Genomic DNA, 22,503 nt, shown 5'->3' on the forward strand with positions numbered 1-22,503 from the left:
GCGACCTCATTGCCGGGGGTAGGATCCCAGCACCTTGAAGAAGGCGACCTGCTGGCGCAGTTCGGCCAGGGCCTGGGCGACGGGCTCGTCCTCCCGGTGGCCCAGCAGATCGACGTAGAAATAATATTCCCACTGCCCCGTGCGGGCGGGGCGCGACTCGAAGCGCGTCATGGACACGCCGTGCCGGGACAGCGGCGCCAGCATGTCGTAGACCGCGCCGGCGCGGTTGGGCACGGCCAGGACCAGGCTGGTCTTGTCGCGGCCGGTGGGCCCGGCGTCGCGCGGCCCGACGGCCACGAAGCGGGTCTGGTTCTGGGGATCGTCCTGGATGCCGCTGACCACGGCGCTCAGTCCCCAGGCGGCGGCGGCCGCGTCGCCGGCGATCGCCGCACAGGTGGGGTCTTCCGAAGCCATGCGCGCCGCCTGGGCATTGCTCGCCACGGGCAGGCGCTCCAGTTCGGGATGGTTGCGGCTGAGCCAGGCCTGGCACTGGGCCAGGGCCTGGGGATGCCCCAGCACCCGGGTGACGCCTTCCAGCCCGCCGGTGCGGGTGAGCAGGTTGTGGTGGATGCGGATGGTGCGCTCGCCCAGGACCTTCAGCGAGGAATTCAGCAGCAGGTCCAGGCTGCGGTTGACCGCGCCTTCCGAGGAGTTTTCCACCGGCACGATGCCGACGTCCGCCTGCCCGGCCTCGACGGCGCGGAAGACCTCGTCGAAGGACTCGCAGCGCAGGCCGGTGATGGCATGGCCGAAATGCTCGTAGGCCGCCTGTTCGGAAAACGAGCCCTGCGGCCCCAGGAAGGCGGCGGTCAGCACGCTTTCCAGGCCGCGACAGGTGGAGATGATCTGGCGCCAGATGGCGGCGACGGCCTCATCCGGGACCGGCCCGGGGTTGTCGGACTGCAGCCGCCGGATGATGAGCGCCTCGCGCTCGGGCTTGAGGATCGGTCCGGCGGCGTCGAACGCCTTCTTGACCTCGCCGACCTCCAGGGCCGCGCGCGCGCGCTGGTTGAGCAGGTCGAGGATCTGCGTGTCCAGCGCGTCGATGCGCTGGCGCAGGGGTTCCAGCCGGGACTGGAGCGTATGTTCATCCGCCATGGCGGGCCTCGAAGTCCTTGAGAAAATCGATCAGGGCCCGCACGCCTTCCATGGGCATGGCGTTGTACAGCGAGGCGCGCATGCCGCCCACGGCCTTGTGGCCCTTCAGGGCCAGCAGCCCCGCGGCCTCGGCCTCGGCCAGGAAGGCGGCGTTCAGCGACTCGTCGCGCAGGAAGAACGGCACGTTCATGCGCGAACGCCAGGCCGGCGCGATGCGGTTCTCGTACAGGTCCGAGCCGTCCAGGTAGTCGTACAGGGCGCGCGCCTTGGCTTCGCTGGCGGCATCCATCGCCGCCACCCCGCCCTGGCGCAGCAGCCACTTGAAGACCAGGCCCGCCACGTAGATGGCGTAGGTGGGCGGCGTGTTGAACATGGACTGGGCGCCGGCCACGTTGGCGTAGTCGAACACCGAGGGGCACTGCGGCAGCGCATGGCCGATCAGGTCCTTGCGCACGAAAGTCAGTGTGACCCCGGCCGGGCCGGCGTTCTTCTGCGCCCCGGCGTAGACCATGCCCAGCCGCGAGAAGTCGATGGGCCGCGACAGGATGTTGGACGACATGTCGGCCACCAGCGGCACGTCGGGCGCGCCCAGGGCGGCCATGTCGGGCATGACGGGCTGTTCGATCCCGCCGATGGTCTCGTTGGCGCACAGGTGCAGATAGGCCGCGTCGGGGCGGACCCGCCACTGGGCGTGATCGGGCAGCCAGCACCAGGGGCCGTAGCGCCGGCCGTCCACGACGGTCTCGGATTCGGCCGTGGCGGCCACCGCGATGTCGCCGTAGCGCGCGGCCTCGTTGAAGGACTTGCGCGCCCAGTGGCCGCTCAGCACGTAGTCCGCCCGGCCCAGGCCGGCGCGGCCGATCAGGTTCAGGGGCACGATGGCGTTCTGCGCCGAGGCGCCGCCCTGCATGAACAGCACCTCGAAGTCGTCCGGCACCGCCAGCAGGGCGCGCAGGTCGGCCTCGGCCTCGTCGCGGATGCGGCTGTAGTGCTTGCCGCGGTGGCTCATTTCCATGACCGAGGTGCCGCTGCCGTGCCAGTCGCACATTTCGGCGGCGGCCTGCTGCAGGACTTCGAGCGGCAGGGTGGAAGGGCCTGCGGCAAAATTCCAGGGGCGGTTCATGATTCCTGATCCTCGTCGGGTTGGGGTTCGGCCGGGCCTTCGGCCGCCGGGGCGCCGCCGCCCGGCGATTCCGGGCCCGCGCCGGCGGTCTCGGTGTCCTCGTCCTCGTCGGCGTCGCTCTCGACCACGCGGCGCACGCCCGACAGCAGGCTGTTCTCGTCCACGTTGATCAGCGTGACCCCCTGGGTGGCGCGGCCCATCTCGCGGATCTCGGAAACCCGCGTGCGCACCAGCACGCCGCCGGTGGTGATCAGCATGATCTCGTCCTCGGGCTGCACCAGCACGGCGCCGACGACCTTGCCGTTGCGCGCCGAGGTCTGGATGGCGATCATGCCCTTGGTGCCGCGCCCATGGCGCGTGTATTCGACGATGGGCGTGCGCTTGCCGTAGCCGTTCTCGGTGGCCGTCAGCACGCTCTGGGTTTCGTCTTCCGCCACCAGCAGGGCGATCACGGACTGGCCGTCCTCCAGCGACATGCCGCGCACGCCGCGCGCCGTGCGGCCCATCGGGCGCACGTCGTTCTCGTCGAAGCGCACGGCCTTGCCGGCGTCGGAGAACAGCATCACGTCGTGCTGGCCGTCGGTCAGCTCGGCGCCGATCAGGAAGTCGCCCTCGTCCAGGCCGACGGCGATGATGCCGGCCTTGCGCGGGTTGGAGAAATCCGACAGCGGGGTCTTCTTGACCGTCCCGCGCGAGGTGGCCATGAAGACGTAATGGTCGTCGCTGAAGGCCTTGACCGACAGCACCACCGTGATGGTCTCGCCATCGACCAGCGGGAACATGTTGACGATGGGCCGGCCGCGCGAGTTGCGCGAGCCCTGCGGCACTTCCCAGACCTTGAGCCAGTAGACGCGGCCCCGGTCGGAGAAGCACAGCAGGTAGTCGTGCGTGTTGGCGATGAAGAGCTGGTCGATCCAGTCGTCTTCCTTGGTGGCGGTGGCCTGCTTGCCGCGGCCGCCGCGCTTCTGCGCCCGGTATTCGGACAGCGGCTGGCTCTTGATGTAGCCGCTGCGCGACAGCGTCACCACCATGTCCATGGGGGTGATGAGGTCCTCGGTTTCGAGCTCCGTGGCGTTGTATTCGATTTCCGAGCGGCGCCGGTCGTTGCCGGCGTTGGAGAATTCGGCGCGGATCGCCTGCAGTTCGTCGCCGATGATGGCGGTGACCCGTTCCGGACGGGCCAGGATGTCCAGCAGGTCGGCGATGGTGTCCATGATCTCGCGGTATTCGCCGACGATCTTGTCCTGCTCCAGGCCGGTCAGGCGCTGCAGCCGCATGTTCAGGATTTCCTGGGCCTGGACTTCGGACAGGCGGTACTGGCCGTCGGCCTGCAGACCGTATTGCGCGTCCAGGCCTTCCGGGCGGTAGGCCGCGCGCCCGCCCGAGGCGGCGTTGGCGTCGGCGCGTTCGAGCATCTCGCGCACCAGCGACGAATCCCAGCTGCGGTCCATCAGGGCCTGGCGCGCCACCGGCGGCGTGGGCGCCGCCTTGATGATGGCGATGAAGTCGTCGATGTTGGCCAGGGCCACCGCCAGGCCTTCCAGCACGTGGCCGCGCTCGCGCGCCTTGCGCAGCTGGAAGATGGTGCGGCGGGTGACGACTTCCCTGCGGTGCTGAAGGAAGTACTGCACCATCTGCTTCAGGTTCAGCAGGCGCGGCTGGCCGTCGACCAGCGCCACCATGTTCATGCCGAAGGTTTCCTGCAGCTGGGTGTTCTTGTAGAGGTTGTTCAGGACGACCTCGGGGACCTCGCCGCGCTTGAGCTCGATGACCAGGCGCATGCCGTCCTTGTCCGATTCGTCGCGGATGTCGGAGATGCCGTCGATCTTCTTTTCGTTGACCAGCTCGGCGATGCGCTCCTGCAGGGACTTCTTGTTCACCTGATAGGGAATGGCGTCGACCACGATGGCCTGGCGGTTGCCGCGCTCCATGTCCTCGAAGTGGACCTTGGCGCGCATGATCACCCGCCCGCGCCCGGTGCGGTAGCCCTCGCGCACGCCGGCCATGCCGTAGATGATGCCGCCGGTGGGGAAATCCGGCGCGGGGATGCGTTCGATCAGCTCGTCGATGCTGCAGTCGGGGTTGCGCAGGCAGTACAGGCAGCCCTCGACGACCTCGGACAGGTTGTGCGGCGGGATGTTGGTCGCCATGCCCACCGCGATCCCGGCGCTGCCGTTGACCAGCAGGTTGGGCAGGCGCGAGGGCAGCAGCAGGGGTTCCTGTTCGCTGCCGTCGTAGTTGGGGCCGAAGTCCACGGTTTCCTGGTCGATGTCGGCCAGCAGCTCGTGGGCGATCTTCGACAGGCGGACTTCGGTGTAGCGCATGGCCGCCGCGTTGTCGCCGTCGATCGAGCCGAAGTTGCCCTGGCCGTCGACCAGCATGTAGCGCAGCGAGAAATCCTGAGCCATGCGCACGATGGTGTCGTAGACCGCGGAATCGCCATGGGGGTGATATTTACCGATCACGTCCCCGACGATGCGCGCGGATTTCTTGTAGGCCCGGTTCCAGTCGTTGTTCAGTTCGTGCATGGCGAACAGTACCCGCCGGTGCACGGGCTTGAGCCCGTCGCGCACGTCCGGCAGGGCGCGCCCCACGATCACGCTCATCGCGTAATCCAGGTAGCTGCGCCGCATTTCGTCTTCGAGCGAAATGGGCAGCGTCTCTTTGGCGAAAGAATCCATGGCGTATCCGAAAAACCTTCAGGCTTGAATGACTGGACCGAACGGAGCCCGGGCCAATCGATGATTCTATCATTCAGCCTCCCTGCTCCAGGCGGGCCGGTCCCGGCGGACCGCGCCGGCCCCCGCGGCCGGCATCCGGGCCGGTCCGCCGGTCCGGGTGTTGCTAAAAGCCGACACCCGGCCGCGTCCATCCGCGTAAAACACTCCAAGAGGGCGCGGGAAGGGATTTGTACTTAACCCGGCGGGGGAAAATGCCTTAAGATTTCGCCTAACACGCATGAAACCCAGCGCAACTTCTGAGCACTCCAACTCGACATTGCTATACTGGAAGCGTTCTTCGATATGCGGCGGGGGTTCGCTGCGGTCACTTTCAAGCATCATGCTCAAACGAGGAGAAACATGAACAAACCCTCCAAAATCGCTATTGGACTCGCCATTGCTGCCATGTCTGCCGTCGGCACCGCCTCGGCCTCCGACAACTGGACGAACGTGGACGGCCATGTCTGGAAGGACGCGAGCGGCCAGAACTGCTGGCGTGATGCTTTCTGGACGCCGGCCACCGCCGCCGAAGGCTGCGGCAAGCCCGTCGCCGAAGCGCCCGTCGTCGCCCCGACGGCCAGCAAGGTCGTCCTGAACGCCGACACCTTCTTCGACTTCGACAAGTCCACCCTGAAGCCCGAAGGCAAGCAGGTCCTGGATCAGGTCGCCCAGCAAGCCGGCTCGATCAACCTGGAAACGGTCATCGCCACCGGCCACACCGACTCCATCGGCACCGAAGCCTACAACCAGAAGCTGTCCGAACGCCGCGCCAACTCGGTCAAGCAATACCTGATCAGCAAGGGCGTGCCGGCCGACCGCATCTACGCCGAAGGCAAGGGCGAACTGCAACCCGTCGCGTCCAACAAGACCCGCGAAGGCCGCGCGCAGAACCGCCGCGTGGAAATCGAAATCGTCGGTACCCGCAAGTAATTCCGCTGGCCGCACGAAGCCGCCGCGCCCCGCGCGCGGCGGCTACAATAGGGCTCCGTTCGACGGAGCCCTATTCATTTCTGGAGCCTTCTGGAGCCTGCCCATGCACGCAGCCAACGCCGATCCGGCGGAACTCGACAAATTCAGCGCCCTCGCCTCCAGCTGGTGGGACCCCCAGGGCGAGCTGAAGACCCTGCACGACATCAATCCCCTGCGGCTGGACTGGATCCGCGCCCAGGCCGGCGCGCTGGAGGGCCAGCGGGTGCTGGACGTCGGCTGCGGCGGCGGCCTGCTGGCCGAGGCCCTGGCGGCCGAGGGCGCCCGGGTCACGGGCATCGACCTGGCCAAGCAGTCGCTGCAGATCGCGCGGCTGCACGGCCACGAATCGGGCATCCAGGTGCAGTACGAATGCGCCAGCGCGGAAGACTACGCGCAGCGGCAGGCCGGCCAGTTCGACCTCGTCACCTGCATGGAACTGCTGGAACACGTGCCCGATCCGGCCTCGGTCGTCGGCGCCTGCGCCCGGCTGGTCCGTCCGGGCGGGCTGGTGTGCTTCTCCACCCTGAACCGCAACCCGAAATCCTTCCTGCTGGCCATCGTGGCGGCGGAATACGTGATGCGCATGCTGCCCCGGGGCACGCACAGCTACGAGCACTTCATCACCCCCAGCGAACTGGCCGCCGCCGCGCGCGCGGCCGGGCTGGAGGTCGTGGCGCTGTCGGGCATGGGCTACCAGCCCCTCACCCGGCGCTACAGCCTGACGCCGGACACCGGCGTCAACTACCTGATGGCCGCGCGGCGCCCGGAATGAACGCGATGCGCCGCCTCGTCCTGTTCGATTTCGACGGCACCCTGGCCGACACGGCGCCGGACCTGGCCGCCGCGGCCAACCTCCAGCGCCACTACCGGGGCCTGCCTCCCCTGCCCTACGAGGCCCTGCGGCCGTATGCCTCGCACGGGGCGCGCGGCCTGCTGAAGGCCGCGCTGGGCCTGGACGCCGGATCGGGCGAATACGAAGCCGCCCGGCAGCGCTTCCTGCGCGACTACGCCGATGCCATGGTGGTGCGCACCCGGCTGTTTCCCGGCATCGCGGAGCTACTGGACCTGCTGGGCGGCCCGCCCTACGGCTGGGGCATCGTGACCAACAAGGTCGAATCGCTCGCCCTGCCCATCGTGCGCCATCTGGGCCTGCAGGACCGCTGCCTGGTGACGGTGGGCGGCGACACCACCCCCCACACCAAGCCGCACCCCGAGCCCTTGCTGCACGCCGCCCGCCAGGCCGGCATCGCGCCCGAGCACTGCATCTACATCGGCGACGACGAGCGCGACATCGTGGCCGGCCAGGCGGCCGGCATGGTCACCGTGGCCGCGGCCTACGGCTATTGCGCGGACGACCCGGCCCGCTGGGGTGCCGACGCCATCGCCGACGCCCCCGACGCGCTCTGGCCCCTCATCGAGCGCTGGGCCGGGGGAGGCCTGAACCGGCGGCCGTGAACAGCACGTCGGTCGAGGAATTCAGCGCCGTCTCGGCGGAATCCTGCAGCACGCCGATGATGAAGCCCACCCCGACGACCTGCATCGCCAGGTCGTTGGAAATGCCGAACAGGCTGCAGGCCACCGGAATCAGCAGCAGCGATCCTCCGGCCACGCCGGACGCCCCGCAGGCGCAGATCGCGGCCACGACGCTGAGCAGCAGCGCCGTGGGCAGGTCCACCGCCATCCCCAGGGTATGGACCGCCGCCAGCGTGAGCACCGTGATGGTGACGGCGGCCCCCGCCATGTTGATGGTGGCCCCCAGGGGGATGGACACGGAATAGGTGTCCTCCTCCAGGCCCAGCTTGCGGCACAGGGCCATGTTGACCGGGATGTTCGCCGCCGAACTGCGCGTGAAGAAAGCCGTGACGCCCGATTCGCGCAGGCAGGTGAACACCAGCGGATAGGGATTGGTCCGCAGCCGCAGGAACACGATGAGCGGGTTGACCACCAGCGCCACGAACAGCATGCAGCCCAGCAGCACCGCCAGCAGGCGGGCGTAGTCCAGCAGCGCGCCGAAGCCGGTCTCGGCCATGGTCGAGGCGACCAGGCCGAAGATCCCGACCGGCGCGGTGCGGATGACCACCTTGACGATGTACGACACGCCCGCCGACAGGTCCGCCATGACGGCCTTGGTGGAGGCGTTGGCATGGCGCAGCGCGATGCCCAGGCCGATGGCCCAGGCCAGGATGCCGATGTAGTTGGCCTCGGCCAGGGCGCGCACGGGATTGTCCACCACGCTCAGGAGCAGGTTGCGCAGCACCTCGACCACGCCGCCGGGCGGGCTGAGCGCGGCCTCGCCCAGCTGCAGGCGGAGGGTCAGGGGGAACATGAAGCTGGCCGCCACGGCGACCACCGCCGCCGCGAAGGTGCCGATCAGGTACAGGGCCAGGATCGGCCCCAGCCGCGCCTGGGCGCCCTGCTGGTGGTTGGCGATGGAGGCGGCCACCAGCACGAAGACGAGGACCGGGGCGATGGATTTCAGCGCCGTGACGAACAGGCCGCCCAGCAGGCCGGCGGCCCGGGCGGCTTCGGGCGAAAGGAGCGCCAGGATCGCGCCGGCGGCCAGGCCGATCATGATCTGCCTCACGAGGCTGCCGTTGCGCACGAACTGGAACAGGGGAAAGGATTTCAGGACGTGGGACGTCATGGGGATGATGGACTCCGGGAAGGGATTTTCCGGCGCGCGGAGGCGGGCCTGCGCGCACGGCCCCGGTCGGGCCGGCGCGCGCGGCGGACCTCCGGAACCCGCGAACGGGCGCCATTCTAGCATCGCGGCCCGGCATGGCGGCACGGCACCGCGGCCCGGCACGGCGGCCCTGCGCCGCGATCCTGCGCCGCGGCCCTGCACCGCGATCCTGCGCCGCGGCCCGGCACGGCGGCCCGGCACGGCGGCCCTGCACCGTGGTCGCGGCTGCGCCGCCCCGGCGAGCCGATACAATCGAGACTTGCCGCGCCGCACGCGCCGCGCCCGCGCGGGACGGCGGGCACACGGCATGCCCACCTCACGTTCTCCGAAGGAATTCCATGGCATCACACACGATCCGCGTCGGCGTCGCAGGCTACGGCAACCTGGGGCGCGGCGCCCTGGCGGCCCTGGCCCGCTGTCCCGACATGCGCCTGGCCGGCGTGTTCACGCGCCGCGATCCGGCCTCGTTGCGCCTGCCCGACCCCTCGACGCCGGTGTACTCCCTGGACGACGCCGCCGCGCATCGCGGCGAGATCGACGTCATGATCCTGTGCGGCGGCTCCAAGGACGACCTGCCCGTCCAGGGCCCCGCGCTGGCCGAATGGTTCACCACGGTGGACAGCTACGACACCCACGCGCGGATTCCCCAGTACTTCGAGGCGGTGGACGCCGCCGCCCGCGCGCACGGCACCCTCTCCATCATCGCGGTGGGCTGGGATCCGGGCCTGTTCTCGATCAACCGCCTGGTGGGCGAGGCCATCCTGCCGGACGGCGCCACCTACACGTTCTGGGGCAAGGGCCTGAGCCAGGGGCATTCGGACGCCATCCGGCGCGTGCCGGGCGTGCGCGCCGGCGTGCAGTACACGATCCCGGTCCCCGAGGCGGTGGCGCGCGTGCGCGCGGGCGAGCAGCCGGCGCTCTCGACCCGCGAAAAGCACCGGCGCGAATGCCACGTGGTGCTGGAGCCGGGCGCCGATCCCCGCCAGGTCGAGCAGGCCATCGTCGCCATGCCCGACTACTTCGCCGACTACGACACCACGGTGCACTTCATCGACGCGGCGACGCTGGCCCGCGAGCACGCCGGCATGCCCCACGGCGGCTTCGTGATCCGCAGCGGCCGGACGGGCGTCGCCGAGAACCAGGTGATGGAATTTTCGCTGAAACTCGACAGCAACCCGGCCTTCACGTCCAGCGTGCTGGTGGCCTACGCGCGCGCCGCCTGGCGGATGAGGTCCGCGGGGGAAACCGGCGCGCGCACCGTGTTCGACGTGGCCCCCGGCCTGCTCTCGCCCCAGTCGCCCGAGGCCCTGCGCAAGGCGCTGCTGTAGGCGGCGGCCGCCCGGCCGGCAGGCGCCTCCGCCGGCGGGAAGGCCGGCGCCCCGAGGCGCCCGGCTGCGCGCTTCCCGCGTGCTTGCCTGCGGCCGCCCCGCACACTACCATGCCAAAAACACTGTTCAGGAGTCAACAATGACGCAGCCTTCCTTCGACCGCAGGGATTTCCTGAAACTGGCCGGCGCCGCCGCGCTGCCCGGCCTGCCGGCCTGGGCGCGGGCCGCCGACGCCGTCGACGCCGCCGCCGTCGCCGAAGGCAAGGCCACGTTCTTCGCCAACATCACCGCCGTGCAGCCCATCATGGACGCCTTCCACGAGGCGACCGGCATCCAGGGCGAATACTCGCGGATCTCCAGTTCCAAGTTCATCCCCACCCTGCTGACCGAGGCCGCCGCCGGCAAGCTCACGGCCGACGTGGTGCAGGCTCCCCTGCCGATGCTGGAACTCCTGAAGGAACAGGGCATCCTGGCGCCCTACCGGTCGCCGGCCGCCCAGGGCTATCCCGACTGGGCCACCAAGGACGAGCACATCACCCTGTTCGGGGTGGAATACGTCTCCTACCTGTACAACACCCAGCACGTGCGGGCCGCCGACGCGCCCCGGCGCTACCAGGACCTGGGCGACCCGAAATGGCGCGGCCAGATCGTGATGGCCAACCCGTCCAACCACGCCTCGACGATCTCCTGGCTGGTCGGGCTCAAGGAACAGGTCTTCGCCTCGGAAGACGAATGGATGCAGTTCGTCAAGGCGCTGGCGGCCAACCAGCCCATGTTCGTGGCCTCGTTCGGCCCGACGCCAGCGCCCATCGAAAGCGGCGAGAAGCGCATCGCCATTTCCATGCCCAAGTACATCGTCACCAAGGCGCCCGCGCCGCTGGCCTGGGGGCCGCCGTCCGGCCCGCTGCTGGGCTCGGCCCGCGCCATCGCCGTCACGGCCAAGGCGCCGCACCCGGCCGCCGCGCGCGCCTTCGTGGACTACTGGCTGGGCCGCGAAGCCATGTCGCTGCTGGCCAGGGACGTGGGCGAATACGTGCTGGCCCCGGGCGTGCATCCGCCGATCCCGGGCATCGACCAGGTCCAGGTCAAGGCCGTGCGCGACCTGTCCGACCAGGAACTGCAGCGCTGGGGACGCGAGTTCGGCAAGATCTTCGGCGCCCGCTGAATTCCGCCCGCCATGGAAATCCGCATCGAAGGCCTGTGCAAGACCTACCGGTCCGAAGGCCGCACCGTCGCCGCCCTGGACCACGTGGACCTCACCATCCCGGCCAACGAGATCTTCACCCTGCTGGGGCCCAGCGGCTGCGGCAAGACGACGCTGCTGCGCTGCATCGTCGGCCTGGAGACCCCGGACGCCGGCGAGATCCGCATCGGCGACGACGTCGTCTGGTCGTCCGAGCGCCGCATCGCCGTGCCCACCGAAAAGCGCGGCCTGGGCATGGTGTTCCAGACCTACGCCATCTGGCCGCACATGTCGGTCTTCGACAACATCGCCTATCCCCTGCAGGTGCGCGGCGCGCCCCGGGCGCGGATCCGCGAGAAAGTCGCGCGGGCGCTGGAATTCGTCCAGCTGCGCGGCGTCGAGCGGCAGCCCGCCACGCGCCTGTCCGGCGGCCAGCAGCAGCGCGTGGCCCTGGCCCGCGCCCTGGTGGCCGAACCGCGCGTGATCCTGTTCGACGAGCCGCTGTCCAACCTGGACGCCAAGCTGCGCGAGGAAACCCGCAAGCTGCTGCGCCGCTTCCTCGGCGAACTCGGCATCACCGCGCTGTACGTCACCCACGACCGGGTCGAGGCCCTGGCCCTGTCGCACACCATCGCCGTGATGCAGGCCGGGCGCGTGATCGAAACCGGCACCCCGCAGCACATGTACTTCGACGCGCGCCACCGCTACGTGGCGGATTTCATCGGCCGGGCCAACCAGTTCCCCGCCATCGTCCGCAACCGGGAAAACGACTACACCCTGGCGCGCTGCGGCCTGGGCACGATCCACTGCCAGGCCCGCGACCTGCCCGAGGGTGCCGAGGCCACGCTGTGCATCCGCCCGGAATTCATCCGCGTCACGCGCAACGAGGTCGGCCCGGGCTTCAACGTGATCGAGGGCACGATCGAATCCATGGAATTCGTCGGCGAGGTCTACGAGGCCGAGATCCGCGTCAACGACGAGCGGCTGCTGGCGCGCATCGACCCGGACGTGCAGGCCGTGCCGGGCGAGCGCGTCGAGCTCCGCCTGGACCCGGCCCACTGCCTCCTGCTGAGCGCCTGAAGCCGCCATGGCCCGCTTCGCGTCCCGTTCCCAGTCGCGCCCCCTGAGCTGGACCCTGATCATCCTGGTCGGCTTCCTGACCCTGTGCCCGGTGCTGATGCTGCTGCTGGGCAGCCTGTCCCAGGGGCTGACCGCCTTCGGCCAGTTCACCCTGTCGAAATACGTCCGCGCCTACACCGATCCGTACCTGTGGGACGTGACCCTGAACACGGCGGTGTTCGTGCTCGGCTCGTCGCTGCTGGCCACGCTGCTGGCGCTGTTCCTGGCCTACCTGAACACCCGCACCGACATCCCCGCCAAGCCGCTCTTCACGGTGCTGTCCATCGTCCCGATGATGATCCCGCACCTGCTGTTCTCGGCCAGCTGGGCGCTGCTGCTGAACCCCAGCAACGGCCTGCTGAACCAGGCGCTGCAGGGGCTGTTCGGCCTGGAATCGGCGCCCTTCGACGTCTATTCGCTGTGGGGCATGACCCTGGTCGAGGGGCTGCTGAACATGCCCGTCGCCTACCTCATCATCGCCCCGGCCATGGCCGCCTTCGATCCCTCGCTGGAGGAGGCCGCGCGCGTGTCGGGGTCGGGCTGGACGCGCACCCTGCTGCGGGTCACCCTGCCGGTGCTGCGGCCCGCCATCCTGGCGGCCGTCGTCCTGGGCATCGTGCGCAGCCTGGCGTCCTACGCCGTGCCCCGCGTCCTGGGCACGCCCGGCCGCGTGGACGTGCTGGCCACCTACCTGTACGACATGATCTCCACCGGCTTCGCGCCGGACTACGGCCAGGCGGCCGCCGTCGGCATGAGCGTGCTGTCGGCCTCCATCGCCCTGATCGTGCTCTACCGCGCCCTGACGGCCGAGGGCGAAAAGTACGTCACGGTCTCGGCGCGCGGCTTCCGTCCCGGCGTGGTCGAGCTCGGCCCCCTGCGAGGCCCGCTGGGTCTGGCCGTCGGGCTGCTGTGCCTGCTGATGATCGTGCTGCCGGTGCTGGTGCTGCTGTACACGTCGCTGGTGCCCTACGTCATGCCGCCCGGCCCGCAGGCCTTCGCCGCCATGGACCTGCGCCACTGGAGCGCCGTCTTCCACGAGCCCGGCGCCCTGCTGGCGCTGCGCAACAGCCTGTTCCTGGCGGTCGTGGGCGCCACCGTGGGGGTGGCGCTGTCCCTGGGCGTGGCCTACGTCGTCGTCAAGACGCGCGGCCCGCTGGCGACGCTGCTGGAGACGCTCAGCTTCCTGTCGTTCTCCTTTCCCGGCATCGTCATCGGCATCGGCTTCATGTGGTTCTTCGTGCAGACGCCGCTGTATTCCACCCTGGCGGCGCTGCTGCTGGCCTACGTGGCGGCCTACCTGCCCTACGGGGTGCGGCCACTGGCGAGCGCCTTCGTGCAGATCCACGGCCACCTGGAGGAATCCTCGCTGGTCTGCGGGGCCGGGCGCCTGACCACCCTGCGGCGCATCGTGATCCCGCTGCTGGTCCCCGGGATCGTGTCCGCCTGGATCCTCATGGCGACCATGTTCCTGCGCGAGCTGACGGTGTCCGTGGTGCTGTCGCGCCCCGGCACGGAGGTCCTGGCCATCCAGATCCTGAGCTACGCCGACGACGGCCTCTGGGGCAAGCTGTCGGCCCTGGGCCTGTTCATGATCGTGCTGTCCACGGTGCTGGTGCTGTGCGCCCAGGCCGCGGGCCGCGCCTTCCGGCGGCGCCAGGGGCTGTAGGACGCGAGGCGGGCGCGCCCGCGCATCCGAAGCCTCCGCTGGCGGAGTCCCGCTGCCGGTCCCAGGGACGGGTTCCGGTGCCGGGTTCTAGTGCCGGGTCTCGCCATCTCCGGCCGGCCCGTCGGACGCGCCATCGTCGGCGTCGTACTCGTCGACCCGGAGGTCCGGCGCGCCCATCACCGCCTCCCAGGTGCGCTGCGGCAGGTAGCCCTGCAGGCGCGCAATGGCCTGGCGGATCAGGGCATGATGCAGTTCGTGCCCGACGCCCGAAGCCATGTCCAGGGTCGCGTCGCCGCCCAGCTCGGCCAGATGGCCGTGGACCCGGCGCGCCTGGTCCACGGGCGCGACGCGATCCGCCGCGCCATGCAGCAGGTGCAGGGTGGTCAGCATGGGCGCTGCCTGCGGCAGCGTGGCGAAGCGCGTGGAAAACAGCAGCGCCCGGCCGGCCAGCCCGGCGTCGGCGCAGGCGGCCTCCAGCGCCACGGCGGCGCCTTCGGAAAATCCCGCCAGGGCCGTCTGCTCCCCGCTCAGGCCGCGGCTGCGCTGCCAGGCCCGGACCTCGTCCGCCAGCGCGGCCCCGGCCTCGGCCACCAGGCCGACATAGGCCTCGGCATCCGGGTGCGCCCGGGCGATCCAGCGGCGCGCCGCGCCCGCGCCGAAGGGCCCGTGCGGCTGGACGATCAGCGCCTGGGGAAAGGCCTGCCGGATCGCCGCCACCAGCTCCAGCACCTGCTCCGGCGCGGCCGATTCGCCGTGCAGCACGACGAAGAGCTGCGCGGGCGCGCCCGCGGACGGTTCGATGATCAGGGGGTCGGGACGGGATTCGGACATGGGGCGCGGAGTAATCGGTTCGGATTCGTCAGGCTGGGACCATTTTACCGTTGCCGCATCCCCCCGCCTCCCGGCCTGCAGGCCGGTCGGATTCGTCAGGCACAGAGCAGTCCGCAGGGACTGCTCTTTTACAGCTGCCGCATCCCCCCCACCTCCCGGCCTGCAGGCCGGTCGGATTCGTCAGGCACAGAGCAGTCCGCAGGGACTGCCCTTTTACAGCTGTCGCATCCCTCCACCTCCCGGCCTGCAGGCCGGTCGGATTCGTCAGGCACAGAGCAGTCCGCAGGGACTGCTCTTTTACAGCTGTCGCATCCCTCCACCTCCCGGCCTGCAGGCCGGTCGGATTCGTCAGGCACAGAGCAGTCCGCAGGGACTGCTCTGTGTCCTGCCTCATCCCCCGAATCCTCCTTCGTCCAGGAACCGCTCCTCCTCCGAGGTGCTGGTGCGCCCGAGCGCGCCGTTGCGGTGCGGGAACCGGCCGAACCGCCGGATGATGTCGCGGTGTTCCACCGCCCAGTGCAGCGAAGCGGGCACCTCGCGCGCGTACAGGGCTACGGATTCCTCCTGGACGGCGAGGTCCTCGGCATGCATGAAGGGCAGGCAGACGAAGCCGCGCAAGGCGGGCTCGATCCGCTCCAGGAAGCAGAGCGAACGGCGCGCATAGGCCAGCGCCAGGCCGTCCGTGGCGTACATGTGGCCCGTGCCGCGGAAGGCGTTGCGGGGATACTGGTCCAGCAGCAGGATCAGCGCCAGGGCCGGCTCGGCATGCTCCAGCCAGTCTTCCAGTTCCCGCCGGGCGGCGGCGAAGTGGGCGGCGCGGAACCGCTCGCGGAACTCGACGTCGAAGGCGGCGTCCTTGGCGAACCACCGGGCGGGGCCTGCCTCGCGCCAGAAGGAAACGACGGCGCGCGCCGTCTCCGGCGAAGCGACGGAGATCGAGGCGGGGGCATGCGGCATGAAAGGCTCCGGGATACGAGAAACGGTCTACGGTACACCGATCCTTCTCCCTTATACAATCGCACCATCGATCACCTCGCCGAGCCCGCCATGTCCCTGTCCGCCGCCCTCGCTCCCACCGGCGCCCTGCGCGCCTCCATCAATCTGGGCAATCCCCTGCTGGCCCGGCGCGACGCCGGCACCGGCGAAGTCTCCGGGGTGTCCGTGGACCTGGCCGGGGAACTGGCGCGCGAACTCGGCGTGCCCCTGGAGCTGGCGGTGTTCGACAAGGCCGCCCAGTCGGTGGAGGCCGTCACCGGCCAGGCCGCGGACATCGGCTTCTTCGCCATCGATCCCAAGCGCGGCGAAGGCATCGCCTTCACCGCGCCCTACGTCCTTATCGAGGGCGCCTACCTGGTGCGCCAGGATTCCCCGCTGCGCGACAACGCCGAGGTCGACCGGCCCGGCCACCGCGTCGTGGTGGGCCAGGGCAGCGCCTACGACCTGTTCCTCAGCCGCCACCTGCAGCAGGCGGAAATCGTGCGCGCGGAAAATTCCCAGCGCGTGGTGGACGACTTCCTGGCCGGCGGCCAGGAAGTCGCCGCGGGCGTGCGCCAGCAGCTCCAGGCCGACGCCGACCGGGTGGGCGGCGTGCGCCTGCTGCCCGGCCGGTTCATGGTGATCGAGCAGGCCATGGGTCTGCCGAAATCGCGCCCGGCGCAGGCCGCCGCCGCGCTGGCCGACTTCGTCGAACGCTGCAAGGCGTCCGGCTTCGTGGCCCGGGCGCTGGCGCGCCACGGCATCCGGGGCGCCTCGGTCGCGCCGTAATGTCCCGCCAGGCACCGATCAGCCCGCAGGGACTGATCAGTGTCCGGACGCACCCCGCCGCCCCCGCCAGTGGCGGTACCAGCCGTAGCCGCTCAGCAGCACGACCCCGGACACCACCAGCAGCGTTCCTCCCAGGAAGCCCGCCCCCACCGGCTCGTCCAGCAGCCAGGCGCCCAGGGCCACGCCGAACAGCGGCGTGAGGAAGGAAAACACGCCCAGGCGGGACGCCAGGTACTTGCGCAGCAGCCAGAACCAGGCCAGATAGCTGAGGAATGCGACGAACACCGCCTGGAAGGCCAGGCTGGCCCAGACCATCGGCGTCATGCGGAATTCCGTCTGCCCCATCAGGAACGCGGCCGCCAGCAGGCACACGGCGCCCGCCGCCAGCTGGTACATCAGGGTCTGGCTGGCGGGCAGCGCGGCCAGCCGCGTCACCCGCACCACCACGGTGGTCGCGCCCCAGGCGGCTCCGCCCAGCAGGGCCAGCAGATCGCCCCACAGCATGGCGGCGCCCGCCGCCCGCACGCCCTCGTCGCGCCACAGGAACGCCAGCGCCACCCCGCCGAAGGCGAGCGCCACGCCCAGCCACTGCGCGGCGGCCAGGCGCTCGTCGGGCAGCTTCCAGTGCAGCCCCAGCGCCGCGAAGATCGGCGCCGTGTACAGCAGCACCACGACGTGGCTGGCCGAGGTGTGACGCAGGCTTTCGCCCACCAGCAGGAACTCCACGGCATACAGGATCCCGGCGAACAGCCCCGGGCGCCACAAGGCCAGGGCGCCGTCCAGGCGCTCGCCGCGCCAGGCCATGAACAGGCCCACCAGCATCCCGCCCACGGCGCTGCGCACGGCGATCTGGAACACCGGGGAGAAGTCGGGGGCGGTGGCCTTGAGCACGATCTGCTGCAGCGCCCAGACCAGGCACAGCACCAGCATCAGGCCGGAGGCCAGGCCATCCATGGGCCGGCGGGATTCCATAGGGGTCATCCGGTAATGGAAAACCGCCATTGTAGGTCTCCCGCCCGCCGGAACCGGATGGAACGCACGCCAGCCGCCCAGTCCACAGCGCGAGAGCGCGGGGCCCGCGCCCCCACGCGCCGCCGCGGGCGCGGGGACCGATCCCCTGCCCCGGCCGGGGCTTTCCTGGCCGCGCGGGGGGTACGGGTCTATGATGGTCTTCATCGCAGCCCCCTTCACCACAGCCTCTCTTCATCACCCTCCAGGAGCCCGCATCATGGATTCTCCGATGTATCCCCACCCCACTCCCGAACTGGCCCGGCGGCGCGCCGAACTCGCGCCCGAGGCCCTGTCCGCGTTCAAGGCCTTCAGCAAGGCCGTGTTCGCCCCCGGCGCGCTGGACGCGAAGACCAAGCAGCTGATCGCCGTGGCCGTGGCGCACGTCACCCAGTGCCCCTATTGCATCAAGGGCCACACCGAAGGCGCGTCCCGCGCGGGCGCGTCCGGCGCGGAAATCATGGAAGCCATCTGGGTGGCGGCCGAGATGCGGGCGGGCGGCGCCTACGCCCATTCCGCCCTGGCCCTGCAGACCCTGGACGAACTGGCCGAACGCAAGAAGGCCTGATGCGCGGCGTGAAACGTTTCCCGGCCTGGCCTCATCCAATCGCCACGGTATTCTTTCAGGAGTTCACGTGGACATCCAGCTCCAGCACGATCCTGCGGCCACGGACGACCTCGCGCTGATCGGGCGCGCGGCGGACGGCGACCTGGCGGCCTTCGAGGCCTTGATGCGCCGCCACAACCAGCAGCTCTACCGGGCGGCGCGCAGCATCCTGCGCGATGAATCCGAGGCCGAGGACGCCGTCCAGGAGGCCTGGTGGAAGGCCTACGGCCACCTGCGGGACTTCCGTTCGGAAGCCCGGCCCGCCACCTGGCTGACGCGCATCGCCATCAACGAGGCCCTGATGCGGCGGCGGCGAAACAAAACGCGCGAGGCGCTCATCCAATCCGCATACCAGTCTCCGCACGAACACGACCCCATGCCGACGTACGCTCCCGACACCGAGGCCCCCGCCTCCGCCGGCCCCGACCAGATGGCCTGGCGCGCCGAACTGCGGCGCCGCCTGGAGCGGCGCATCGACGAGCTGCCCGACCTCTACCGCACCGTCTTCGTGCTGCGCGCCGTGGACGACATGCCGGCCGCCGAGGTCGCGCTCGTCCTGGGGCTGCCCGAAGCCACCGTGCGCGTGCGCTTCATGCGCGCCCGCCGCCTGCTGCAGGCGGCCCTGCAGCCGGACTTCGACCCGCGCGCGGCGGGCGCCTTCTCGTTCGCGGGCCAGCGCTGCGACCGCATCGTGGCCGGCGTCCTCGCGCGGGTGCGGGCCGCGGGCGGCTGAAGGAAGCATCGCCCTCCGGGCACGGCCGCCGGGGCACGGCCAATCAGGTGGCGGGCACGATCGGGACTTCGCCAACGACGTCCCCGCACCCCGCGGTCAATCGATCCGGCCCTGCTTCAGGATGGCCGCCACGGCGGGAAAGCCCGCCGCGGCGGCCGGGGGCAGCCGCGCGTCCGTATCGGCATAGGGCGGCGCGGCATCCGCGTCCCCCACCACGATCCGGCCGACCATCCCCGCATGCTCGTGCGGCAGGCAGAAATAGTCGTAGACGCCGGGCGCCTCGAACACCACGGTGTAGGACTGCCCCGGCAGCAGATAGTCCGAATTCCACGGCTTCGCGCCCGCCGGCATGCGCAGCGGCCTGCCGTTGGCGGGATGATAGGCCGTCGAGGTATGGACGTTGCCGGCGTCGCGGTTGACCCAGCGGACGGCCTGGCCCGGCCGGATCAGCAGCCCCCGGGGACGGAACCAGACCTGCGAGCCGCTCGGCGTGCCCGACATGCCGATCTCGACCGCCTCGTCGGCTCCCGCCGGCCGCGGCAGGACCGCCGCCAGCAGCAGGCCGCCACCGGCCGCGAGCAGCAGCCGCCGGCGCGGGTCGTGCGGGAGCGCGTGGCCGTGCAGGGGCGCGTTCATTTCGCCACGCGGCTTTCCTGCGCCGCCGGCACGTTCCACAGCACGATGTGGATGTGCGGCTCTTCCACGCCGGGATGCCCCGCGTTGTACATGATGTCCACGTGATCCACCTTCGCGCCGGCCGGCACCTTCAGGTCGTTCAGGTGCATGTCGGGCTTCATCAGCGCCAGCGGGATCATGTAGGTGGTGTTCACCAGGCGGCCGTCATGGTCGTAGCCCAGGAAGGGCCCGGCCGGCAGCGTGGCGGGATCGACGAACAGCTGCCCCAGTCCGGGAATGAAGTCGGGCAGCTTCACCAGCGAACTGACCGCCTTGTAGGGGGCGGCCGGCGGCGCCTTGAGCGCCGATGCGCCGGCCGCCTGGGCCGCGGGCGCGCCCAGGCCGAGCGCCAGGGCGGCCGCGGCCGCCGTCAGGAAGGAACGTGAGGACATGAGAATCTCCCGGTATGCGCGGCGGGAATCGCCGTGTTTCGCGCCATTGGATGCGCGGTCCGGAAGATCCGTTTCGGCGGCTGCAGGGACTGGGTCGGGAGCGGCGGCAATTGCGGCGGCGGCAGCGGCTGCCGCCGGGGCGGCGGCTCAGGCGGCCTCGTCCTCGCACATCAGCTCGGGCAGGCCCCGCAGCACGGCGCGCGCGTCCAGCGAGCGCAGCGGCACGCCCGCATCCGCCGGAATGCGGCCGTCGACCTGCAGCATCTGGTAGCGCAGGCAGCAGACGCGCAGGAAGGAGGAAAAATTGCCGGTCTCGCCGCGGTGTTCCAGCAGTTCGTCGTACAGGCGCTCGATCAGCTGGGTCACCCGCATGCCGTCGCGCCGCGCGATGTCCTCCAGCACCTGCCAGAACAGGTGCTCCAGGCGCACGCTGGTCGCCACGCCATGCAGGCGCAGGGAGCGGGATTCGCTGTCGTAGGACCGGGGATTGGCCCTGATGAAGATTTCGCACATGACGCGGGCTCCGGAACGGGCACTGAATCTTGTGACTGTAGAGACGGCCGCCCGGACCGCGCAAGAGGGAAATCCCGGGGGGAAATCCCGGGAGGCGGCCTCCCGGCCTCGCCTCGAAAGGCGAGGCGTGCGCCGGACGAGGCGTGCGCCCGGGTGCGTCAATGCTGGATGCGCGTGCCCAGCACCGCCAGGAACTGGGCGATCCAGGCCGGATGCGCGGGCCAGGCCGGCGCGGTCACCAGGTTGCCGTCCGTGTGGGCCTGGTCCACCGCGATGTCGGCATAGCGGCCGCCCGCGAGGCGGACCTCGGCCGCGCAGGCCGGATAGGCGGAGCAGGTGCGGCCCTGCAGCACGCCGGCCGCCGCCAGCAGCTGCGCGCCATGGCAGATCGCCGCGATGGGCTTGGCGGCGGCGTCGAAGTGCCGCACGATGGCCAGCACGCGCTCGTCCATGCGCAGGTACTCGGGCGCGCGCCCGCCGGGGATCACCAGCGCGTCGTAGGCCGCCGCGTCCACCGCGTCGAAATCGCGGTTGACGGTGAAGCGATGCCCGGGCTTTTCGCTGTAGGTCTGGGCGCCGTCGAAGTCGTGGACGGCGGTGGCCACCCACTCGCCGGCCTTCTTCCCCGGGCACGCCGCATCGACCTCGTGGCCCACGGCCTTCAGCGCCTGGAACGGCACCATGACCTCGTAGTCCTCGACATAGTCGCCCACCAGCATCAGCAATTTCTTCGCCATCGTTCGTCTCCTGTAAAGTAGTCCCGGGCCGATGCCCGGCGCATGGATGCCGGCCGCCGAATTCCGCGTGCTCCCGCATGCGGGCTTCGCATGCGGATGTCGCCGCATGCAGTCTGCGCATTCGGACGCCGCCTCCGCCCATTGTGGCGCCCCGGGCCGGCGCCCGGGTGGTATTCCCATACCGCCGCACCCCATACCGCCGCGCGCCGGCCGCGCGGACCTTGGAAAACCCCGTTCCGGCCCCATGTATCCCTCGTTCAACTCCCGGAAGCCCCTCATGCCCACTCTGTTCGATCCGCTCCAGCTCGGCGACCTGTCGCTGCCCAACCGCATCATCATGGCGCCCCTGACCCGCTGCCGGGCCGAGCCCGGGCGCGTGCCCGGCGAACTGATGGTCGAATACTATCGCCAGCGCGCCGGCGCCGGCCTGATCATCAGCGAAGCCACCGCCGTCACGCCGATGGGCGTGGGCTATCCGGACACGCCGGGCATCTGGTCGGACGCCCAGGTCGAAGGCTGGAAGAAAGTCACCGCCGCCGTGCACGCCGCCGGCGGGCGCATCTTCCTGCAGCTCTGGCACGTGGGCCGCATCTCCGACCCGCTGTATCTCGACGGCGCCCTGCCGGTCGCGCCCAGCGCCCTCCAGCCCGCCGGCACCGTCAGCCTGGTGCGTCCGAAGAAGGCCTACGTCACGCCCCGCGCCCTGGACGCCGGCGAAATCCCCGGCATCGTCGAGGCCTACCGGAAAGGCGCGGAAAACGCGCGCGCGGCGGGCTTCGACGGCGTGGAGATCCATGCCGCCAACGGCTACCTGATCGACCAGTTCCTGCAGAGCCGCAGCAACCGGCGCACCGACGCCTACGGCGGCCCGGTCGAGAACCGCGCCCGCCTGCTGCTGGAGATCACGGACGCGATCCTGGAGGTCTGGTCGCCCGGCCGGGTCGGTGTCCACCTCGCGCCCCGGGGCGACAGCCACGACATGGGCGACGACCGCCCCGAAGAAACCTTCGGCTATGTGGCCGAGGCGCTGGGCCGGCGCGGCATCGCCTTCCTGTGCCTGCGCGAACACGAGGGCCCGGACAGCCTGGCGCCGATGATGCGCGGGAAATTCCCGGGCCGATTCATCGCCAACGAGGCCTTCGACCAGGACAAGGCGGCCGATTGGCTGGCGCGGGGCCGCGCCGACGCGGTCGCCTTCGGCCGGCTGTTCATCGCCAACCCCGACCTGCCCGTCCGTTTCGCCCAGGGAGCGCCGCTGAACGACCCCCGGCCGGAACTGTTCTACGCCTCGGGCGCCGAGGGCTACACCGACTATCCGGCGCTGGAAGGCTGCGGGACCGCCGCCTGAGGCGGC

Annotated in this window: 22 protein-coding genes; 11 read left to right on the top strand and 11 right to left on the bottom strand. The window is 70.5% G+C overall.

Annotation, left to right across the window (positions count from 1 at the left end):
* Nucleotides 1-6: 6 nt before the first annotated feature.
* From pheA to gyrA, 3 genes are read right to left on the bottom strand one after another with little or no spacing between them, the layout of a single operon-like run.
* Complete coding sequence (pheA, locus tag HNR28_RS04360) at nt 7-1,098, bottom strand: prephenate dehydratase (RefSeq protein WP_043681450.1); 1,092 nt, start codon at nt 1,096-1,098, stop codon at nt 7-9.
* Nucleotides 1,088-2,221 carry a 3-phosphoserine/phosphohydroxythreonine transaminase gene (serC, locus tag HNR28_RS04365; RefSeq protein ID WP_151024931.1) on the bottom strand — a complete coding sequence of 378 codons (1,134 nt, stop codon included), beginning with the start codon at nt 2,219-2,221 and terminating at the stop codon, nt 1,088-1,090. Before serC ends, pheA begins: the two co-directional genes overlap by 11 nt.
* Nucleotides 2,218-4,902 carry a DNA gyrase subunit A gene (gene gyrA / locus HNR28_RS04370; RefSeq protein ID WP_151024930.1) on the bottom strand — a complete coding sequence of 895 codons (2,685 nt, stop codon included), beginning with the start codon at nt 4,900-4,902 and terminating at the stop codon, nt 2,218-2,220. Before gyrA ends, serC begins: the two co-directional genes overlap by 4 nt.
* Before the next feature lie 399 nt (nt 4,903-5,301).
* Between gyrA and ompA the strand changes: the two genes are divergently transcribed.
* From ompA to HNR28_RS04385, 3 genes are all read left to right on the top strand, one after another.
* Entirely contained in the window at nt 5,302-5,871 is a 570-nt protein-coding gene (gene ompA, locus HNR28_RS04375) for an outer membrane protein OmpA (RefSeq protein ID WP_043681441.1), read from the top strand.
* Nucleotides 5,872-5,974: 103 nt separating this feature from the next.
* On the top strand, nt 5,975-6,682 hold the full coding sequence (ubiG, locus tag HNR28_RS04380; protein ID WP_151024929.1) for a bifunctional 2-polyprenyl-6-hydroxyphenol methylase/3-demethylubiquinol 3-O-methyltransferase UbiG: 708 nt from the start codon (nt 5,975-5,977) through the stop codon (nt 6,680-6,682).
* Between the two features lie 5 nt (nt 6,683-6,687).
* Nucleotides 6,688-7,365, top strand: coding sequence for an HAD-IA family hydrolase (locus tag HNR28_RS04385; RefSeq protein WP_151024928.1), 678 nt, complete (start codon nt 6,688-6,690; stop codon nt 7,363-7,365).
* Here the strand turns inward: HNR28_RS04385 and sstT are convergent.
* On the bottom strand, nt 7,322-8,554 hold the full coding sequence (sstT, locus tag HNR28_RS04390; RefSeq protein ID WP_151024927.1) for a serine/threonine transporter SstT: 1,233 nt from the start codon (nt 8,552-8,554) through the stop codon (nt 7,322-7,324). The genes HNR28_RS04385 and sstT overlap by 44 nt on opposite strands.
* Nucleotides 8,555-8,931: 377 nt before the next feature.
* On the opposite strand from sstT, the gene HNR28_RS04395 reads away from it, so the two are divergent.
* The 4 genes from HNR28_RS04395 to HNR28_RS04410 all read left to right on the top strand — a co-directional run bounded on the left by HNR28_RS04395 (nt 8,932) and on the right by HNR28_RS04410 (nt 13,889).
* Nucleotides 8,932-9,921 carry a diaminopimelate dehydrogenase gene (locus HNR28_RS04395; protein WP_151024360.1) on the top strand — a complete coding sequence of 330 codons (990 nt, stop codon included), beginning with the start codon at nt 8,932-8,934 and terminating at the stop codon, nt 9,919-9,921.
* A 139-nt stretch (nt 9,922-10,060) separates the two neighbouring features.
* The gene (locus HNR28_RS04400; RefSeq protein ID WP_151024361.1) at nt 10,061-11,086 is read left to right on the top strand and encodes an ABC transporter substrate-binding protein; all 1,026 of its coding nucleotides are present in this window, start codon (nt 10,061-10,063) and stop codon (nt 11,084-11,086) included.
* Nucleotides 11,087-11,098: 12 nt separating this feature from the next.
* Nucleotides 11,099-12,184, top strand: a complete 1,086-nt coding sequence (locus HNR28_RS04405; RefSeq protein ID WP_043681422.1) for an ABC transporter ATP-binding protein — start codon at nt 11,099-11,101, stop codon at nt 12,182-12,184.
* A gap of 7 nt (nt 12,185-12,191) precedes the next feature.
* Nucleotides 12,192-13,889, top strand: coding sequence for an ABC transporter permease (locus HNR28_RS04410; RefSeq protein WP_151024362.1), 1,698 nt, complete (start codon nt 12,192-12,194; stop codon nt 13,887-13,889).
* A gap of 87 nt (nt 13,890-13,976) precedes the next feature.
* Here HNR28_RS04410 and ypfH read toward each other — a convergent pair whose 3' ends face one another.
* Both ypfH and HNR28_RS04420 read right to left on the bottom strand, forming a co-directional pair.
* On the bottom strand, nt 13,977-14,720 hold the full coding sequence (gene ypfH / locus HNR28_RS04415) for an esterase (protein WP_151024363.1): 744 nt from the start codon (nt 14,718-14,720) through the stop codon (nt 13,977-13,979).
* 390 nt (nt 14,721-15,110) lie between these two features.
* Complete coding sequence (locus HNR28_RS04420; protein WP_052355663.1) at nt 15,111-15,677, bottom strand: DUF924 family protein; 567 nt, start codon at nt 15,675-15,677, stop codon at nt 15,111-15,113.
* Between the two features lie 90 nt (nt 15,678-15,767).
* Here HNR28_RS04420 and HNR28_RS04425 point away from each other — a divergent pair, with 90 nt between their 5' ends.
* Nucleotides 15,768-16,484, top strand: coding sequence for an ABC transporter substrate-binding protein (locus tag HNR28_RS04425; protein ID WP_151024364.1), 717 nt, complete (start codon nt 15,768-15,770; stop codon nt 16,482-16,484).
* Between the two features lie 36 nt (nt 16,485-16,520).
* Here the strand turns inward: HNR28_RS04425 and HNR28_RS04430 are convergent, their stop codons facing one another.
* Nucleotides 16,521-17,456, bottom strand: coding sequence for a DMT family transporter (locus HNR28_RS04430; protein ID WP_151024365.1), 936 nt, complete (start codon nt 17,454-17,456; stop codon nt 16,521-16,523).
* Between the two features lie 256 nt (nt 17,457-17,712).
* Here HNR28_RS04430 and HNR28_RS04435 point away from each other — a divergent pair, with 256 nt between their 5' ends.
* Together HNR28_RS04435 and HNR28_RS04440 are read left to right on the top strand one after the other, a co-directional pair.
* Nucleotides 17,713-18,060 (top strand): carboxymuconolactone decarboxylase family protein, encoded by a 348-nt coding sequence (locus HNR28_RS04435; RefSeq protein ID WP_043681413.1) that lies wholly within the window; start codon nt 17,713-17,715, stop codon nt 18,058-18,060.
* A gap of 67 nt (nt 18,061-18,127) precedes the next feature.
* Nucleotides 18,128-18,832, top strand: coding sequence for an RNA polymerase sigma factor (locus HNR28_RS04440; RefSeq protein ID WP_249043886.1), 705 nt, complete (start codon nt 18,128-18,130; stop codon nt 18,830-18,832).
* Nucleotides 18,833-18,928: 96 nt separating this feature from the next.
* On the opposite strand, the gene HNR28_RS04445 is transcribed toward HNR28_RS04440, so the two are convergent.
* The 4 genes from HNR28_RS04445 to HNR28_RS04460 all read right to left on the bottom strand — a co-directional run bounded on the left by HNR28_RS04445 (nt 18,929) and on the right by HNR28_RS04460 (nt 21,149).
* Entirely contained in the window at nt 18,929-19,468 is a 540-nt protein-coding gene (locus tag HNR28_RS04445) for a plastocyanin/azurin family copper-binding protein (RefSeq protein ID WP_151024366.1), read from the bottom strand.
* Nucleotides 19,465-19,899 carry a DUF5602 domain-containing protein gene (locus HNR28_RS04450; protein WP_052355661.1) on the bottom strand — a complete coding sequence of 145 codons (435 nt, stop codon included), beginning with the start codon at nt 19,897-19,899 and terminating at the stop codon, nt 19,465-19,467. The genes HNR28_RS04445 and HNR28_RS04450 overlap by 4 nt, the downstream gene beginning before the upstream one ends.
* A gap of 147 nt (nt 19,900-20,046) precedes the next feature.
* Nucleotides 20,047-20,412 (bottom strand): ribbon-helix-helix domain-containing protein, encoded by a 366-nt coding sequence (locus HNR28_RS04455; RefSeq protein ID WP_043681408.1) that lies wholly within the window; start codon nt 20,410-20,412, stop codon nt 20,047-20,049.
* Between the two features lie 158 nt (nt 20,413-20,570).
* On the bottom strand, nt 20,571-21,149 hold the full coding sequence (locus tag HNR28_RS04460) for a DJ-1/PfpI family protein (protein WP_043681406.1): 579 nt from the start codon (nt 21,147-21,149) through the stop codon (nt 20,571-20,573).
* Nucleotides 21,150-21,426: 277 nt separating this feature from the next.
* On the opposite strand from HNR28_RS04460, the gene HNR28_RS04465 reads away from it, so the two are divergent.
* Nucleotides 21,427-22,497, top strand: a complete 1,071-nt coding sequence (locus HNR28_RS04465) for an alkene reductase (RefSeq protein ID WP_151024367.1) — start codon at nt 21,427-21,429, stop codon at nt 22,495-22,497.
* Nucleotides 22,498-22,503 lie beyond the last annotated feature (6 nt).

The organism is Castellaniella defragrans, from assembly GCF_014203015.1.
In the GTDB taxonomy this organism is placed as follows: domain Bacteria; phylum Pseudomonadota; class Gammaproteobacteria; order Burkholderiales; family Burkholderiaceae_B; genus Castellaniella; species Castellaniella defragrans.